Source organism: Pseudoalteromonas sp. SD03, assembly GCF_040937955.1.
Lineage (GTDB): Bacteria > Pseudomonadota > Gammaproteobacteria > Enterobacterales > Alteromonadaceae > Pseudoalteromonas > Pseudoalteromonas tetraodonis.
The window spans coordinates 1454476-1471049 of record NZ_CP162514.1; the positions used below are offsets into that span (position 1 = coordinate 1454476).

Annotated in this window: 17 protein-coding genes; 15 read left to right on the forward strand and 2 right to left on the reverse strand. The window is 42.1% G+C overall.

From position 1 onward, the window contains the following. Positions 1–264 precede the first annotated feature (264 nt). Entirely contained in the window at positions 265–3444 is a 3180-nt protein-coding gene (rne, locus tag ABZP26_RS06800; RefSeq protein WP_368485523.1) for a ribonuclease E, read from the reverse strand. A gap of 770 nt (positions 3445–4214) precedes the next feature. On the opposite strand from rne, the gene rluC reads away from it, so the two are divergent. Further along, entirely contained in the window at positions 4215–5174 is a 960-nt protein-coding gene (gene rluC, locus ABZP26_RS06805; protein ID WP_036982979.1) for a 23S rRNA pseudouridine(955/2504/2580) synthase RluC, read from the forward strand. 11 nt (positions 5175–5185) lie between these two features. Then, on the forward strand, positions 5186–5830 hold the full coding sequence (locus ABZP26_RS06810) for an HAD-IA family hydrolase (protein WP_096038368.1): 645 nt from the start codon (positions 5186–5188) through the stop codon (positions 5828–5830). Here the strand turns inward: ABZP26_RS06810 and ABZP26_RS06815 are convergent. Continuing rightward, positions 5823–6419: a nucleoside triphosphate pyrophosphatase gene (locus tag ABZP26_RS06815; RefSeq protein WP_368485524.1), complete on the reverse strand. Its 597-nt coding sequence runs from the start codon at positions 6417–6419 to the stop codon at positions 5823–5825. The genes ABZP26_RS06810 and ABZP26_RS06815 overlap by 8 nt on opposite strands. Positions 6420–6550: 131 nt before the next feature. Between ABZP26_RS06815 and yceD the strand changes: the two genes are divergently transcribed. From yceD to ABZP26_RS06880, 13 genes are all read left to right on the forward strand, one after another. Next, positions 6551–7075 (forward strand): 23S rRNA accumulation protein YceD, encoded by a 525-nt coding sequence (gene yceD / locus ABZP26_RS06820; protein ID WP_013464694.1) that lies wholly within the window; start codon positions 6551–6553, stop codon positions 7073–7075. A 9-nt stretch (positions 7076–7084) separates the two neighbouring features. Then, entirely contained in the window at positions 7085–7255 is a 171-nt protein-coding gene (gene rpmF / locus ABZP26_RS06825) for a 50S ribosomal protein L32 (RefSeq protein ID WP_008109865.1), read from the forward strand. A gap of 12 nt (positions 7256–7267) precedes the next feature. Further along, complete coding sequence (plsX, locus tag ABZP26_RS06830; protein WP_013464695.1) at positions 7268–8308, forward strand: phosphate acyltransferase PlsX; 1041 nt, start codon at positions 7268–7270, stop codon at positions 8306–8308. A 53-nt stretch (positions 8309–8361) separates the two neighbouring features. Beyond that, positions 8362–9288 carry an ACP S-malonyltransferase gene (fabD, locus tag ABZP26_RS06835; protein WP_033102705.1) on the forward strand — a complete coding sequence of 309 codons (927 nt, stop codon included), beginning with the start codon at positions 8362–8364 and terminating at the stop codon, positions 9286–9288. Between the two features lie 11 nt (positions 9289–9299). Further along, positions 9300–10046 carry a 3-oxoacyl-ACP reductase FabG gene (fabG, locus tag ABZP26_RS06840; RefSeq protein WP_008109872.1) on the forward strand — a complete coding sequence of 249 codons (747 nt, stop codon included), beginning with the start codon at positions 9300–9302 and terminating at the stop codon, positions 10044–10046. Positions 10047–10296: 250 nt separating this feature from the next. Further along, on the forward strand, positions 10297–10533 hold the full coding sequence (acpP, locus tag ABZP26_RS06845; protein WP_008109873.1) for an acyl carrier protein: 237 nt from the start codon (positions 10297–10299) through the stop codon (positions 10531–10533). A gap of 269 nt (positions 10534–10802) precedes the next feature. Then, positions 10803–12041, forward strand: a complete 1239-nt coding sequence (gene fabF / locus ABZP26_RS06850) for a beta-ketoacyl-ACP synthase II (protein ID WP_008109876.1) — start codon at positions 10803–10805, stop codon at positions 12039–12041. A 68-nt stretch (positions 12042–12109) separates the two neighbouring features. After that, entirely contained in the window at positions 12110–12901 is a 792-nt protein-coding gene (gene pabC, locus ABZP26_RS06855) for an aminodeoxychorismate lyase (RefSeq protein ID WP_368485525.1), read from the forward strand. After that, complete coding sequence (gene mltG / locus ABZP26_RS06860) at positions 12901–13887, forward strand: endolytic transglycosylase MltG (RefSeq protein WP_090492912.1); 987 nt, start codon at positions 12901–12903, stop codon at positions 13885–13887. The genes pabC and mltG overlap by 1 nt, the downstream gene beginning before the upstream one ends. Positions 13888–13892: 5 nt before the next feature. Further along, positions 13893–14519 carry a dTMP kinase gene (gene tmk, locus ABZP26_RS06865; RefSeq protein ID WP_368485526.1) on the forward strand — a complete coding sequence of 209 codons (627 nt, stop codon included), beginning with the start codon at positions 13893–13895 and terminating at the stop codon, positions 14517–14519. A gap of 1 nt (position 14520) precedes the next feature. Beyond that, entirely contained in the window at positions 14521–15435 is a 915-nt protein-coding gene (locus ABZP26_RS06870) for a DNA polymerase III subunit (protein ID WP_013464701.1), read from the forward strand. Between the two features lie 12 nt (positions 15436–15447). Next, on the forward strand, positions 15448–15774 hold the full coding sequence (locus ABZP26_RS06875; RefSeq protein ID WP_008109887.1) for a PilZ domain-containing protein: 327 nt from the start codon (positions 15448–15450) through the stop codon (positions 15772–15774). A 17-nt stretch (positions 15775–15791) separates the two neighbouring features. Continuing rightward, positions 15792–16571: a TatD family hydrolase gene (locus tag ABZP26_RS06880; protein ID WP_036956235.1), complete on the forward strand. Its 780-nt coding sequence runs from the start codon at positions 15792–15794 to the stop codon at positions 16569–16571. The last annotated feature ends 3 nt before the right edge of the window (positions 16572–16574 follow it).

Consider the following 16574-nt stretch of genomic DNA (forward strand, 5'->3'; position numbering starts at 1 on the left):
TTTAACCTTTAACCTTTAACCTTTAACCTTTAACCTTTAACCTTTAACCTTTAACCTTTAACCTTTAACCTTTAACCTTTAACCTTTAACCTTTAACCTTTAACCTTTAACCTTTAACCTTAAGTCTTTAACCTTAAGTCTTTACTCCTTACCCGATCCTCGCAGCCCGAATCCCGTTTGCCAGATACATAAATGCCAGGCATTAAAAAACCGCGTTAAAATCAATTAACGCGGCTTTTTTATGCTTTGAGCTAAACTCAGTGCTTATTCAGCACTCAGCGTTTTAGTCATTGCTGAGCTTGCACGACCGGCAGGTTTTACCGAGCCAGGGCGAAGGCCGCTGTCAGGGATTAACTCACGTTTGTCATGTGCCATTGCAACCGATGTATGCTTGGTTTCGCTATCGGCTACAGGCGCAGGCTGTGCCATTGGCGCACTTGCATGTCCTGCTGTAATCACTGTTTTAGCGTTTACATTAGCTGAACTCGTTTGCGAAACTGCCTTAGGTTTATTTTCAACCACAGGTGCTTCTTTCGCTTCTACAGGTGTTTCAGTAGCGCTAACCGGTGCTGTTTCAGCTTCAACAGCAACTTCTTCAGCTGGTACTGATTCTTCAGCTTTTACTGGTTCTTCAGCTTTTACTGGTTCTTCAGCTTTTACTGGTTCTTCAGTTTTCACTGGTTCTTCAGCTTTCACTGGTTCTTCAGCTTTCACTGGTTCTTCAGCTTTCACTGGTTCTTCAGTTTGCACTGGTTCTTCAGCTTTTACTGGTTCTTCAGCTTTCACTGGTTCTTCAGCTTTCACTGGTTCTTCAGTTTTTACTGGTTCTTCAGCTTTTACTGGTTCTTCAGCTTTTACTGGTTCTTCAGCTTTTACAGGCTCTTCAACTTTCGCTAATTCTTCTTCAACAATGTTTTGTTCAACTGCATCAGAGGCATCAACGGCCGTTTTATGTGCTTTTGCTTTTAGCTCTGCTTCGTATTCAGCAGCGGCTTGATCCGCAACTGGAATGAAAGCAGGCGCTTCATCAGACTTCTCTTGCGTGCCTTCACCTTCAGGACGACGACGACGTTGGCCAGATGCACGAAGATGACGCGGTGAACGACGTGAGCGGGTACGTGTTTGCTCTTGCTCTTCATCTTGTGTTGCCACGTTATCGTTTGCATCAACCACAGCCTCAGCTTGTTTTTTAGCAGGTGCAGGTGCTTTTTCATCAGATACCGGCGCTTGCTTTTCAACAACAGGAGCTTGCTCTTTCACTTGTGGCTTGTCTTCTTTAACCACTGGTTGCTCAACAGCTTGCTCAGTTGTTTGAACTTGCTCTGTGCTTTCGTCTTGTACGCGAACTTTTTTACGTAAATTACGACGTTGACGACGTACCTTAGGCTTTTGCTCTTTTGGCTCAGCATTCTTATCAGATTTAACTGCAGTATCCGTATTTTGAGTTGCCTCTGCTTTTACTTGCGTTTTATCTTCAGTTTTATGCTCAGGACGTTTACGCGTATTTGAATTACGACGGCGCTTATTGCGATTCTCATTCTTTTCTTGCGTATCATTTACAGGCGCCGACTCATTTTTAGCTTCAGTGTCTGCAGTACGTTCGTTACGCGGTTTATTACGAGGGTTATTATTACGACGACGTTGGTTGTTATTACGACGACGATTATCATTACCACGGTTATTACTAGGGCGATCTTGCGATTGCTTTTCAGTCTGTTTTTCTGATTTTTGCTCAGTATCAGACCCAAATAACGACTTAATCCATTTACCTAATGCGGCAAATAAACCAATTTCAGCTTTTGCTTCTACTACCGGCGCAGCTTTTGCTGCCGCTTGTGGAGCAGGCGTTGAAGGCATAACGACGCCTTTAAGCTTCGGCTCTTCACGAACAGGTGCCGCTGGCGATTTAGACATTTCAAATGCTTCAGGCTCAGGCGCAACAACTTGCTCGTAACTTACAGTTTCAAGCGTTTCATCTTTACGTAAACGCATTACTTCGTAGTGAGGTGTTTCCATGTGTTGATTAGGAATAATCACTACATCACATTTATGATGCTTTTCAATACGGTGAACGCTACGACGTTGCTCATTCAATAAATAAGCGGCAACAGCAACAGGCACTTGAGCATTAACTTGAGCGGTGTTGTCTTTAATCGCTTCTTCTTCAATTAAACGAAGAATAGACAATGCGATTGATTCGTTAGAACGAATTGTACCTTGACCACTACAACGTGGACAAACACCTTGGCTTGCTTCGCCTAGTGAAGGGCGTAGGCGTTGGCGTGACATTTCAAGTAAGCCAAAGCGAGAAATTTTACCAATTTGTACGCGCGCACGATCAGGGCGAGCAGCATCTTTTAAGCGGTTTTCTACTTCACGTTGATGACGTGGAGGTGTCATATCAATAAAGTCGATAACAATTAAGCCACCTAAATCACGTAAACGAAGTTGACGTGCAATTTCATCTGCCGCTTCTAGGTTGGTGTTAAGCGCTGTTTCTTCAATATCGCCGCCTTTTGTTGCTTTAGACGAGTTGATATCGATAGAGGTAAGTGCTTCAGTAGGGTCAATTACAATAGAACCACCTGAAGGTAAGCGCACTTCACGTTGGAACGCAGACTCAATTTGGCTTTCAATTTGGTAATGTGTAAATAACGGTGTATCACCTTGATAAAGCTTAACGCGACTCATGAAATCAGGACGAAAACGCTCTATGTGCGCTTTAGCTTCTTCAAAAACACGAGGCTTATCAATTAAAATTTCGCCAATGTCACGACGTAAATAATCGCGAATTGCACGGAAAATTACGTTGCTTTCTTGGTGAATTAAAAATGGTGCTTTTGCACTGTCTGCCGCTTGTTGAATGGCTTCCCAGTGGACTAATAATGCTTTTAAATCGTAGTTTAGTTCTTCAAACGACTTACCAACACCTGCGGTACGTACAATTAAGCCCATACCTTTTGGTAGTTCTAAGCGGCTTAGCGACTCTTTAAGTTCAGTTCGCTCATCACCTTCGATACGGCGAGAAATACCGCCAGCGCGAGGGTTGTTAGGCATAAGCACTAAATAACTACCTGCCACGCTGATAAAGGTAGTCAGTGCTGCCCCTTTTTGGCCGCGCTCTTCTTTATCAACTTGTACAATAACTTCTTGGCCTTCTTTGATCACGTCGCGAATATTCGGACGACCATGAAAGGTGTAACCTTGCGGGAAGTAAGTACGGGCAATTTCTTTTAAAGGAAGGAAACCATGACGATCAGCACCGTAATCAACAAATGCTGCTTCTAAAGATGGTTCAATACGTGTGATTTTACCTTTGTAAATATTGGCTTTTTTCTGTTCGTGACCTGGGCTTTCTATATCTAAATCATATAGGCGCTGGCCGTCAACCAGTGCTACGCGCATTTCTTCTTGCTGCGTTGCATTGATTAGCATACGTTTCATAATGTTACTCTACTAGTTTGTGTCGCTGACATGACGATGTTTTCTCGCCTGTTCAGGTGTTCCTATTTTTAGAATGTGCAGCCTCACGACTGGGTCTTTAACGGAACGGCTCTGTATTTAGTAAGCAGTATTTTAAATGCCGGCAAACAATAGGGTGTAATCACGCTATTAAATTCTAAGGGGATACAAACGTGTCGGCTTTTTAGCTCAATACTCGTTTTATCCAGAAGTTGGCCTGTCATAACAATCTTATTAAATGCATTCATACTAGGTGCGTAGGGCTCTTTAGCTTCAAACCATAGTTTCGTTTTTAAAACTACCGTTATCGTTTTTATGAGCAAAAATCGCTACCGATGTTAATGAACGCTTATTTATTAGATTTTTTTAGTTCTAAATAAGCTGCTGTACGGTACTACAATATTTGAGCGAATTCTGAACGGCGTTTTTTTACGCCGCCACTATCAGACAAATTATCTGTTCATTGCTTTTACTATCACTTTAAAAATCAATTCATGTTCAAACTTAAGCAGCAATATATTACGCGCATTGCCGTTAGTTGTGCGCACGTGTTAACTGGGTATGTATAAAAGCTTTGGAAAACTTAACTCGGATCTGTATGATCGGTTACCCAGAATGTGCATCACGAATGTTTTAATGTGTTAAAAAGCACCGTTGTTATTTGCAAATACTAAATATTTGCGCTGCTGATTATCCCACTATTATAACTGTGTTAGCAACTAAATTATTTTACTTAAATCAGTGATTAGGCAATGTCAGAAAAAACCGGCTTACAAGTAACTTTTGTCACTATCAACGAAGACCACCTAGGTCAGCGTATTGATAACTTTCTTATTACCCATTTAAAAGGGGTGCCTAAAAGCGCAGTTTACAAAATTCTTCGTAAAGGTGAGGTGCGTGTAAACAAAAAACGCATTAAACCTGTGTATAAATTGCAGCTAGACGACGTTATTCGTATACCACCAATCAGAGTGTCAGAGCGTGAAGAGTTTGTCCCTTCAAAACTCGATAAAGTAACTCGCCTTGAAGACGATATTCTATTTGAAGACAAATACCTGATGGTTATTAACAAGCCATCGGGTATGGCTGTGCATGGCGGCAGTGGCCTAAGCTATGGCCTTATTGAAGCATTACGTGTTTTACGCCCAGAAGAGCGCAGCCTTGAGCTTGTGCATCGTTTAGACCGTGATACATCAGGTTGTTTACTCATTGCTAAGCGCCGCTCTGTGCTGACTGCCTTGCATGAGCAATTACGCGAAAAAACCATGGAAAAAAATTATTGGGCACTTGTTGAGGGTCAATGGGACTCTAAAACAAAAAATGTGACTGAGGGCTTGCGCAAAAACACCCTAAAATCGGGTGAACGCGTAGTACGTGTTGATAATACCGAGGGCAAACCGTCGCATACCCGCTTTAAAGTGCTTGAGCGTTTTAACGATTGCTCATTAGTACAAGCATCCCCTGTAACCGGTCGTACTCACCAAATTCGTGTGCATACTCAGTGTCAAGGTCATGCTATTGCCTGTGATGACAAATATGGCGATCAAGGGTTTGACGAGTCAATGCGTAAACGTGGTTTAAACCGCTTATTTTTACACGCCCATGATTTAAGTTTTTACCACCCTAAAAACGAAACCACCATGCGAGTAGAAGCACCACTAGACAAAGCACTATCAAGTTGTTTAGTTAAACTTAGAGCAGCAAAAGCGTGATCTCACCCCCCATGAAAAACTACAAGCTGGTGATTTTTGATTGGGACGGCACCATTATGGATTCAATTAGCAAAATAGTTAATTGTATCCGCAAAAGTGCACAGTTACTCAATATTGAACCGCCGAGCGATACTGCCAGTAAAAATATTATTGGCTTGTCGCTTGAAAACGCAATAGCGAGCTTGTTTCCTGATTACAGTGAGCATCACGAAGCGCTTATTGCAGGTTATAAACAGCAGTATGCGCTTGATACCACCCCAACACCGGTGTTTGAGCACGTTGAACAGGTGCTCACTGAGTTAAAAAATCAAGGCGTAATATTGGCGGTTGCCACAGGTAAAAGTCGGGTAGGGTTGGAGCGTCTATTGGATGAGAGCCAGCTGCGTCATTTTTTTAGTGCTACGCGTACCAGCGACGACGCCAAATCAAAGCCAGCTCCTGATATGCTCTATCAACTACTTGAAGAGCTGGCTATAAGCGCCGACGAAGCATTGATGATAGGCGACACGCAAATCGACATGGCAATGGCAAAAGCTGCAGGTATGGATAGACTAGGGGTAACCATGGGCGTGCACAACGCTGCGCAATTAAACGAGTTTACGCCTATTGCAACCGCTGACAACTATCAGCAGTTGCAACAACTTTTACTTAGTTAGTTTGTGCGCTTAATACATCTAAGCCAAACTCAGCCAATAATTGGCTGAGTTTAATGAGTGGTAAACCAATTAAACTATTTGGGTCATCACCACTGAGCTTTTCAAATAAACAAATACCCAAGCCTTCACTTTTAAAACTTCCTGCACAATTATAAGGTTGCTCTGCATCGCAATAAGCACTTATTTGCGCCGTTGTTAACGTTTTAAAAGTGACATTAAAGGGCTCAACAAGGGTTTTGCTTTGCTTAGTGTCTATATCGTACACACACAAGCCAGTTAAAAAAGTGACCGTTTGCCCACTAAATAAGCTGAGTTGTTTTATGGCGTTTTCTTTATTGTGTGGTTTACCTAATATTTGGTCATTAAATACAGCAACCTGATCGGAGCCAATCGCTAAGCCTTGGCCAAAATGCTCGACCGCAGCTGCGGCTTTTAGTTCGCTTAAACGTTTAACAAGATCGTTAGGCGTTTCGTTGCTGTGAGGCGTTTCGTCAATATCGGGCGAAAACGCTTCAAAAGGCAGATTAAATTTTTGTAATAAAGACTGCCTAAAAGGCGAGCTTGAGGCTAATATAAGAGAGTGCTTCATGGCATGTTTTCCTAGCGTAAATCAGATTGAGTTAGGATAAATCAGATCCGTGAGTAAAACACGTGAAAAACAACGTAAAATTGGTTTTTTACTTTGACTAACCCACTAACTATCTATATGATGCAGCCCCTATGCAAAAGGTGAAAATTCCCATCACCCTTCATCCGGGCAAAGCAGCGCAACACCGTTTAAAGTATGACGGCATTGTACCGCTTGAGAAACTTCCTCGTTTACGAGGGGTTATCCAGGAAGAAGTAGGTGAAATAGCGGTAAAAATTCATTGCAAAAACGATGAGCAAGGTTTAGTTGTGATTAGTGGCAATTTGTCCACACACGTAACTGTCACTTGTCAACGTTGTAATGGTGATTTAGGGTTGGATTTGGATCAAGACTTTGTGTATTCGCCAGTCGGTTTGGATGCAGAGTCAGATGATCTTCCAGAAAGCTACGACGAAGTAGCACTTGATGAAAATGGTGAAATAGACGTGTTTGAGTTAATCGAAGACGAGCTTATTTTAGCAGTGCCATTAGTGCCTACCCACAACGAAGCTTCATGCAGTTATACAGCAGAGCCTGCCAGCTTTGGTGTTTTAAAGGCGGAAGATGATAAACCAAATCCATTTGATATTTTGAAACAACTTAAGAAAGATTCTTAGGAGAAGACTATGGCTGTACAAAAAAGCAAAAAGTCTCGTGCAAGACGCGGCATGCGCCGTTCACACGATGCGATCAGTGGTCCAACTTTAACTGTAGACCAAACATCTGGTGAGACTCATCGTCGTCACCATGTGACTGCAGATGGTTACTACAAAGGCGTTCAAGTAATTTCTAACTAAGAGATTGCTTATATGCTGACCAATCTAACCATAGCGTTAGATATGATGGGGGGCGATTATGGCCCCCGTTCATCTATCCCCGCAGCCGTTTCCGCGGTAAATGCTAATGCCAACTTAAAACTCATTTTATGTGGCAACGAGCAAGTAATAGCTAAACAATTAGAATCACTCGATTCACTTTCTCATCCCAGATTAATAATTCGCCATTGTAATGACGTTGTCACCAATGCTTGCGAACCCGCTGTTGCTATACGCTCAAAAAAAGATTCCTCAATGCGTGTTGCCCTTGATTTAGTTAAATCGGGTGAAGCGCAAGCCTGTGTTAGCTCTGGCAATACAGGGGCGCTATTTTTTATGGCGCATTACGTATTAAAAATGCTTCCAGGAGTGAAACGTCCCGCACTCATATCGGCTGTACCCACTGAACGAAAAAATCCTGTTTACTTACTCGATTTAGGTGCCAATGTGCACTGTGATGCGCAAATGCTGTATCAATTTGGCATTATGGGTTCGGTAGTGGCAGGACAAGCACTCGGGTGTGATAACCCAAAAGTCAGTTTATTAAATATTGGCGCCGAAGACATCAAAGGTCACGACGAAATTAAGCAAGCCGCGCAGTTAATGCAGCAAAGCGAGCTGATTAATTATATTGGCTACAGTGAAGGTAGCGATATTTTTTCTGGCAAAGCCGATGTTATCGTCTGTGAAGGGTTTGTCGGTAACGTAGCACTTAAAACCTGCGAAGGCATTGCCAAACTTATCATGAAAAAATTCACTCGCGCTCTCGAAAAACACGTTGTTTATAAGTGCATGGCGTTTATGTTGGCGCCAATCATAAAAAAACTCTATAAAAGAGTGAACCCCGACCAGTATAACGGCGCTTCTCTGGTAGGATTGCGCGGTATTGTTGTTAAAAGCCATGGAAATGCCTCAGCTAAAGCATTTCATGCCGCAATCGACGAAGCAGTGAAAGAAGTAGAACGTCAACTTCCGGATAAAATTGCTGCTATCTTCGAAAAAACACATTCTAAAGACACGGTGGCCAATCAGTAAATTGATGTGCCGTGTTATACATTATTTATTTTGTTTAATTAAAAGAGCAAACTATGGCACAAAAAATTGCACTTCTTTTTCCAGGTCAAGGCTCGCAAACTGTGGGTATGTTAAACGAGCTACTTGAAAGCTCAGACATAGTAAAAGCCACATTTGCAGAAGCATCAACCGCACTAGGATACGACCTAGCAGATCTCGTTCTTAACGGTCCAGAAGAAAAACTAAATCAAACTCACCGTACTCAACCTGCTTTATTAACAGCAAGCGTTGCTATTTACCGTCATTGGTTAGCAGCAAATCCAGATGCAGACGTTGTCATGGCAGGTCACAGCCTAGGCGAATACTCAGCACTAGTATGTAGCGATGTGATCAGCCTAAGTGAAGCCGTAAAACTGGTTGAAAACCGTGGTTTATACATGCAAGAAGCCGTCCCTGCGGGTGTGGGTTCTATGGCCGCTATTATTGGTTTAGGTGATGACGAAATTAAAGCGGCATGTGAAGCGTCTGCACAAGGTGAGGTTGTTTCACCGGTTAATTACAACTCGCCAGGCCAAGTGGTTATTGCCGGTCATAAAGATGCAGTAGATAGAGCATCAGTAGCTTGTAAAGAAGCCGGCGCAAAACGTGCGCTACCATTATCGGTCAGCGTACCGTCGCATTGTGAACTTATGAAACCTGCGGCTGAAAAATTAGCCGCCGATTTAGCGGCTTTAATATTTAATTCACCTAAGTGTGATGTAATTAATAATGTTGATGTAAAAGCTGAAGGTTCAGCCGATGCAATTAAAGACGCATTAGTACGTCAGTTATACAGCCCAGTTCGTTGGACTGAAACAGTGCAAGCATTAGTTGCACAAGGCGTAACGCAAAGTTATGAATTTGGCCCTGGTAAAGTATTAACAGGACTTGCAAAACGCATTGATAAAGCGATGGTGTGTGGCTCAGTTAACGACCTTGCATCAATCGATACAGCTAAATAAGAGTATATAATATGAGTAATTTATTTTCTTTAGAGGGCAAAGTTGTCCTGATCACCGGCGCTAGCCGTGGTATTGGTAAAGCGATTGCAAACACCTTAGTGGCACAAGGCGCAAAGGTAGCGGGCACCGCGACAAGCGAGTCAGGTGCGGCTAAAATTAGCGAATACTTAGGTGATAACGGTAAGGGTTATGCGCTTAACGTCACCGATCCTGCGTCAATTGAGGCAACATTAGCGGCAATTAAAGCCGATTTAGGTGATATTGATGTTTTAGTAAATAACGCCGGTATTACGCGCGATAATTTATTAATGCGCATGAAAGAAAATGAGTGGGACGATATTATCGACACCAACTTAAGCTCTATTTTCCGTTTATCTAAAGCGGTACTTCGCCCAATGATGAAGAAAAAGAACGGCCGTATTATCAATATTGGCTCAGTAGTGGGCACTATGGGTAACGCTGGCCAAGCGAACTACGCGGCAGCTAAAGCGGGTGTTATCGGTTTTTCTAAATCATTAGCGCGTGAAGTTGCTTCTCGTGGTATTACTGTTAACGTGGTTGCACCGGGATTCATCCAAACAGACATGACGGATGATTTGACAGATGAGCAAAAAGCAGCAACGCTTGCAAACGTACCTGCGGGTCGTTTAGGCCAGCCAGATGAGATTGCAGCAGCTGTGTGTTATTTAGCATCTGACGCCGCTGCGTACGTATCAGGTGAAACTTTGCATGTAAATGGTGCGATGTACATGGTTTAGCTTCGCAATGCGAAATAGTTAAACCACAAATTACCAATGAGTTTGCTAAAAAATATTGAATTTTTCGCAAACTTGCTTTAAACATACTTGAAATCGCTGTGAAAATAAGCGATAAAAGATAAAATAAACACTCAAGAGGTTTGACCAGCAAATTATTTATGGTCAAAAGATTGAATCAGAGAATTATCGGACGTAAACTACGCCGCAATCTGAAAATAACGCATTGGCGTTTTTAATAAAGGAAAGAAGAATGAGCGATATCCAAGAACGCGTAAAGAAAATTATCATCGAACAGCTAGGTGTTAAAGAAGAAGAAGTTAAAAACGAAGCTTCATTCGTTGATGACCTAGGTGCAGACTCTCTTGATACTGTTGAATTAGTAATGGCTCTTGAAGAAGAGTTCGACACTGAGATCCCAGATGAAGAAGCTGAAAAGATCACTACAGTACAATCTGCAATCGATTACGTTACAGCTCACGCTGAGTAATTAATCGCAAATTAAGGGCAGCATCCGCTGCCTTTAATCTTTATATCCAAACCACCTCAAAGTACATGATTCAATTCCAAACTCTCACCTATCATCAGCAATTAAGTTGTTATTGCTCAGCGTTGGTTATTGGTTTGAGACTCGCACTTTGAGGTAGCTTGGGTATGATCATCCCCAATACTAATAACATAACTAGCAACAGCGTTAACGCTGAAATAAACTGAGCTAAGTTAATTGGTATAATAATAATTCCTTATTGGAGGCAAACCGTGGCTAAACGTCGTGTCGTCGTAACTGGCTTAGGAATGTTGACGCCGCTAGGCAATGATGTGCAATCAACCTGGCAAGGCTTATTAGATGGTAAAAGTGGTATTCAAAATATTACCCACTTTGATACATCAAAATTTGGTACTCACTTCGCTGGTTTAATCAATGATTTTGATGCATCGGCTTATATGTCGCCAAAAGATGCTAAAAAAATGGATTTATTTATCCAGTATGGCATTGCAGCGGGTGTTCAAGCTTTTCAAGATTCAGGCCTCGAAGTCACTGAGCAAAACGCAACCCGTATTGGTGTAGCGGTAGGTTCAGGCATTGGTGGCTTAACCCTAATCGAAGAAAACCACATTAAATTACTAAACAGCGGTCCACGAAAGTTATCGCCGTTTTATGTACCGTCTACCATTATTAATATGATCTCGGGTCATTTATCAATAATGCATGGCTTGCGTGGTCCTAATATTTCAATTGTAACCGCATGTACCACAGGCCTGCATAACATTGGCCATGCAGCACGTATGATTGCCTACGGCGATGCGGATGCAATGGTTGCCGGTGGCGCAGAAAAAGCGTGTACGCCAATTGGTATGGGTGGCTTTAATGCCGCACGTGCGCTTTCAACGCGTAACGACGACCCACAAGCAGCGTCTCGTCCGTGGGATAAAGACCGTGATGGCTTTGTGCTTTCTGATGGCGCTGGTGTTGTGGTTGTTGAAGAATACGAACACGCTAAAGCTCGTGGTGCTAAAATTTATGCAGAGCTTGTTGGCTTTGGCATGAGTGGCGATGCCTACCACATGACCTCGCCACCAGAAGACGGCGCAGGTGCAGCACTGGCTATGGAAAACGCATTAAACGATGCGCAAGTAAATGCAGAGCAAGTTGGCTACATTAACGCACACGGTACGTCTACTCACGCGGGTGACAAAGCCGAAACCTCAGCGGTTAAAACCATTTTTGGTGATTCAGCGAAAGATGTGATGGTAAGCTCATCTAAATCGATGATGGGTCATTTACTAGGTGCAGCGGGCTCTGTTGAGTCGATAGTGTCTATCTTATCGTTGACCGAGCAAAAAGTAACACCCACGATTAACCTAGACAACCCAGATGAAGGGTGTGATTTAGATTACGTTCCGCACACAGCGCGAGACGCCAAACTTGATTACGCTTTATGTAACTCATTTGGTTTTGGTGGTACTAATGGCTCGTTACTGTTTAAAAAGGTATAATCTTTTTTAACAACGAACGACAATAAGAACCCAGTTGTTTAACTGGGTTTTTTTATGTGTAAAAAAATATGCAAACAATAATAACAGCAAGTGAAACCAGTACCATAAGTACCCGCGATAGGGGCTTAAACTATGGCGATGGTTTTTTTACAACCGCAATTATTACTCATGGACAGGTTGAGCATTGGGCTTATCATAAAGCGCGCTTAATTGAATGTGCGCAGCGTTTAGGGTTTCCAGCGCTTGAGTTTAAAGCACTTGAGTCGCACATTACTCAGCAAATAGCATCACAGGTTCAAGCGGTTCTTAAAATAGTGGTAACACGTGGCGAGGGCGGGCGAGGCTATGCGCCACCAAACGAATGTAATTTAAACATTATTGTGAGTGTTTTACCTTATCCAGCGCATTATCACAGCTTACACGAGACAGGAATTAGTTTAGCTATTAGCCCAATTAAACTGGCTTTACAACCGCACTTAGCAGGGCTTAAAACCTTAAATAGGCTTGAGCAAGTATTGATTAAAAATGCCCTACAAGCCGAGCAAAGTGATGATGCACTTGTACTTGACTACAACAACAATGTAATTGAAACCTCAGCGGCTAATATTTTTGCAATAAAAAATAATAAAGTAATTAGCCCCAGGCTTGATGAGTGCGGCATTAAAGGTGTTTTTCTGCAATCTTTATGTGATAAATTAGCAATTGAATTTAAAACTATCAGCGTTGATGAGCTTACCCAAGCAGACGCGGTATTTGTATGTAATAGTTTAATGAAAATTGTGCCGGTAAAAAGCATAGGCGAGCACTGTTTTGATATTGCTCACAGTAAGTCATTACTAACAGTAGCCAAGGAGGCTTAGTGTTAAAAGTTATAGTATCAGTATTATTGCTGGCTTTTTTTAGCTCAGTGATTGGCTATCAGCAATTACAGGCAACCATTCAAACGCCATTACAGATAGCCGATAACACCCAATTTGAAGTTAAAAAAGGCACCGGCTTTAATAAGTTGTGCCGTCAATGGCAGCAGCAACAGTGGGTAGAAGACTGTTGGCGTTTTCAAATATTAGCGAAGCTCGACCCAACCTTGACCGATTTAAAAGCAGGCTTGTACGAGCTAAGCGCAGATAGCGTGCTTAATAACATCAAAAAAATAAATCAAGGTCAGCAAATTAGTTTCAGCTTTACCATTATTGAAGGCCAAGCACTTAGGGATGTTTTAAATACCCTGAGTACTTCTACACACTTACAAAACGATTTAAAACTTGAGCAACTTGGCGAGCAAATAATAGGTAAGCAAACCCATCTAGAAGGGTGGTTATTCCCCGATACCTATCATTATCATAGCAATGATACTGCCAGCAGTTTATTAAAACGAGCAGCGCAAAAAATGCAGCAAACGTTGGCTGATGCTTGGCAGCAACGGGCAAGCGATTTACCTTACGATACCGCCTATGAAGCACTGATCATGGCCTCTATTATCGAAAAAGAAACCGCGCTTGCCAGCGAGCGTCCGTTAATTGCATCGGCATTTATAAATAGATTAAATACCAATATGCGCTTACAAACCGATCCAACCGTAATATATGGGCTAGGCGAAGATTTTGACGGTGATATTAAACGTAAAGACTTGAGAAATTACACACCGTATAATACTTATCGTATTAACGGATTACCGCCCACACCCATTGCCATGCCATCCAAAGAAGCGATTTTAGCCGCGGTAAACCCGCCTAAAAGCGAGTATGTTTACTTTGTAGCAAAAGGCGATGGCAGCCATCAGTTTTCAACCACATTAAAGCAACATAATGCGGCGGTTAACCGGTATATTTTAAATAAAAAGAATTAGTGTTTATGAAACCAAAATTTATAGTTATAGAAGGCCTAGAGGGCGCAGGTAAATCAACCGCTATTGCCTTGTGCCAAAACTTTTTAAACCATCATCATATTGATTTTATTAATGTGCGTGAACCCGGTGGTACACCACTAGCTGAATCCTTACGTACTTTAGTAAAAGCAGAGCATCAAGAAGAAATTGCCTTTGAAACTGAGCTACTTATTATGTACGCAGCTCGCTCACAGCTAATGCACAATGTAATAAACCCTGCACTTGAGCAAGGGCAATGGGTATTGGCTGATCGTCACGATTTATCGTCACAGGCGTATCAAGGCGGTGGACGCGGAATTAGTGCAAACACGTTAGCGTCGTTATCCTCTATGGTGTTAAAAGGATTAAAACCCGATTTAACCATTTACCTTGATATTGACCCTGTTATTGGTCTTGAACGGGCAAAAGGGCGTGGTGAACTCGATAGAATTGAACAAGAAGCCATTGAGTTTTTTCAGCGCACCCGTATGCGTTACATAGAACTGGCAAACGATGATGAAAGCATTAAAACCGTTGATGCTAACCAAAGTATTGATAAAGTACACCGTGATATTACCAATGTACTGCGCACATTTTTTTCAGGGTTAAAATAATATGGCATTGCCATGGCTTAACGATGTAGAACAACGTTTAGCTCAAAGCTATAAAGCACAGCGCTTTCATCACGCGCAGCTATTTTGCGGGCCTATTGGGGTAGGCAAGTTTGAGCTAAGCGATCAATTAGCTAACAGTTTGTTATGTCACAATACACAATCGCAGTTGAGTGCACCTAATAGCGTGTTAACGCCGTGTGGGCAGTGTAAAAGCTGCTCGTTAAATCTAGCTGGGACGCACCCAGATAAACGCGTTACCCAAGTAGAAGGGCAAAGCATAGGTGTAGACGACATACGCGGCATAAGCGATTTTATGCACCAGTCGGCGGCGCAAAATGGCAACAAAGTGGCGATTATTGAAAACTGCGAAAAAATGACCACGGCGGCAGCAAATGCATTATTAAAAACCTTAGAAGAGCCAAGTAACAGCCGGTTTTTAATTCTCACAACCAGCCAAGTGGCACAATTACCAGCGACTATTTTAAGCCGCTGTGCTAAAACTGAGGTCAAAGTAACCAATAGCCAGCTAGCACAGCAGTGGCTAAGTTCTTTAGATGTGCCTAACTACCCATGGTTATCATTGTTTTACAGTCAACCCCTGCAAGTAAAGCAGTGGCAACAGCAAAATCAGCTAGAAAGCATTGATACACTCTATAAATTTGCAACTGAGTTTAAACAAAGCCATAATTTCAATGCGTTAGTCGATATAATAAATAAACAGCCTGAGCTTGTTCGTATTTTTACCTTATTTTTAAGTGAGCAGCTAAAACAGCAGCTTTTAAACGGCATGAGTTTTGAAGCCTACCAAGTTGCACAGCAAGCCTTGAATGATTTTTTACAAAATAACATACAAATTCTTGGGCTAAACTTACCGCTTGCGGTATCACGACTAGCGTATACATTACGCAACCAATAAAAAGGATTAGATATGCAAGAGCTATTAGTTGATATAGATGACCTTGACGAACTATATCGCTGCTACATGCCTTTTTTAAAAAAAGGGGGGCTATTTGTACGCACCAATATGCGTTATGAGCCTGGGTATTCACTCGCTTTACGAGTAACCTTACCTGATGCCTTAGAAGACGATGTGGTCACCGGCAAAGTTACGTGGATCACTCCGCAAGGTGCACAAAGCTCAAACCCTCCGGGGATCGGCATTAGCTTTTTAGATGATAAAACAAACCTAAACGCGAAGATCGAAAAACTGCTGGGGACTATGTTAAACTCCGGCAATCCAACTTATACCATGTAGTAAAAACAGGCCTTATTTTGATTGTAGATTCTCATTGCCATTTAGACCGTCTTGATTTTGATAAACTCGATTTAAACCTAGACCAAGTACTTGATAACGCCCGTGCCAAAAAAGTAGAACACTTTTTATGTGTGAGCGTCACACTTGATCAGTTCCCTAACATGCTAGAGCAAATTAATCATTACGACGACGTATCAGCGTCATGTGGTGTACATCCGCTTGATCAAAAAGACGCGCTCAACAAACAGCAACTAATTGATTTAGCCTCGCACCACAAAGTAGTGGCTATTGGCGAAACCGGGCTTGACTACTATTACGCAAAAGACACTCACGCAGTGCAGCAAGCAAGCTTTGTTGGCCATATTGAAGTAGCCAACGAATTACAAAAGCCACTTATTATTCATACCCGCGACGCACGTGCCGACACCATTAATTTAATGCGTGAACACAAAGCAGAAAACTGCGGTGGGGTATTACATTGCTTTACCGAAGATTGGGATATGGCTAAAAAAGCCATTGATATGGGTTTTTATATTTCTATTTCAGGTATTGTAACCTTTAAAAACGCGATAGAGCTTAAAGAAGTGGTAAAACAAATCCCACTTGATCGACTCCTTATTGAAACCGACTCGCCGTATTTAGCCCCAGTACCGTACCGTGGTAAAACTAATCAGCCAGCGTATGTGGAAGACGTTGCTTATTATATTAGTGAACTAAAAGGCATTAGCTTTAACGAGTTGGCAAAGGCCACCACCGATAATTTTTATTCTTTGTTTAAATTAGCAGCTAAAGGCTAACCT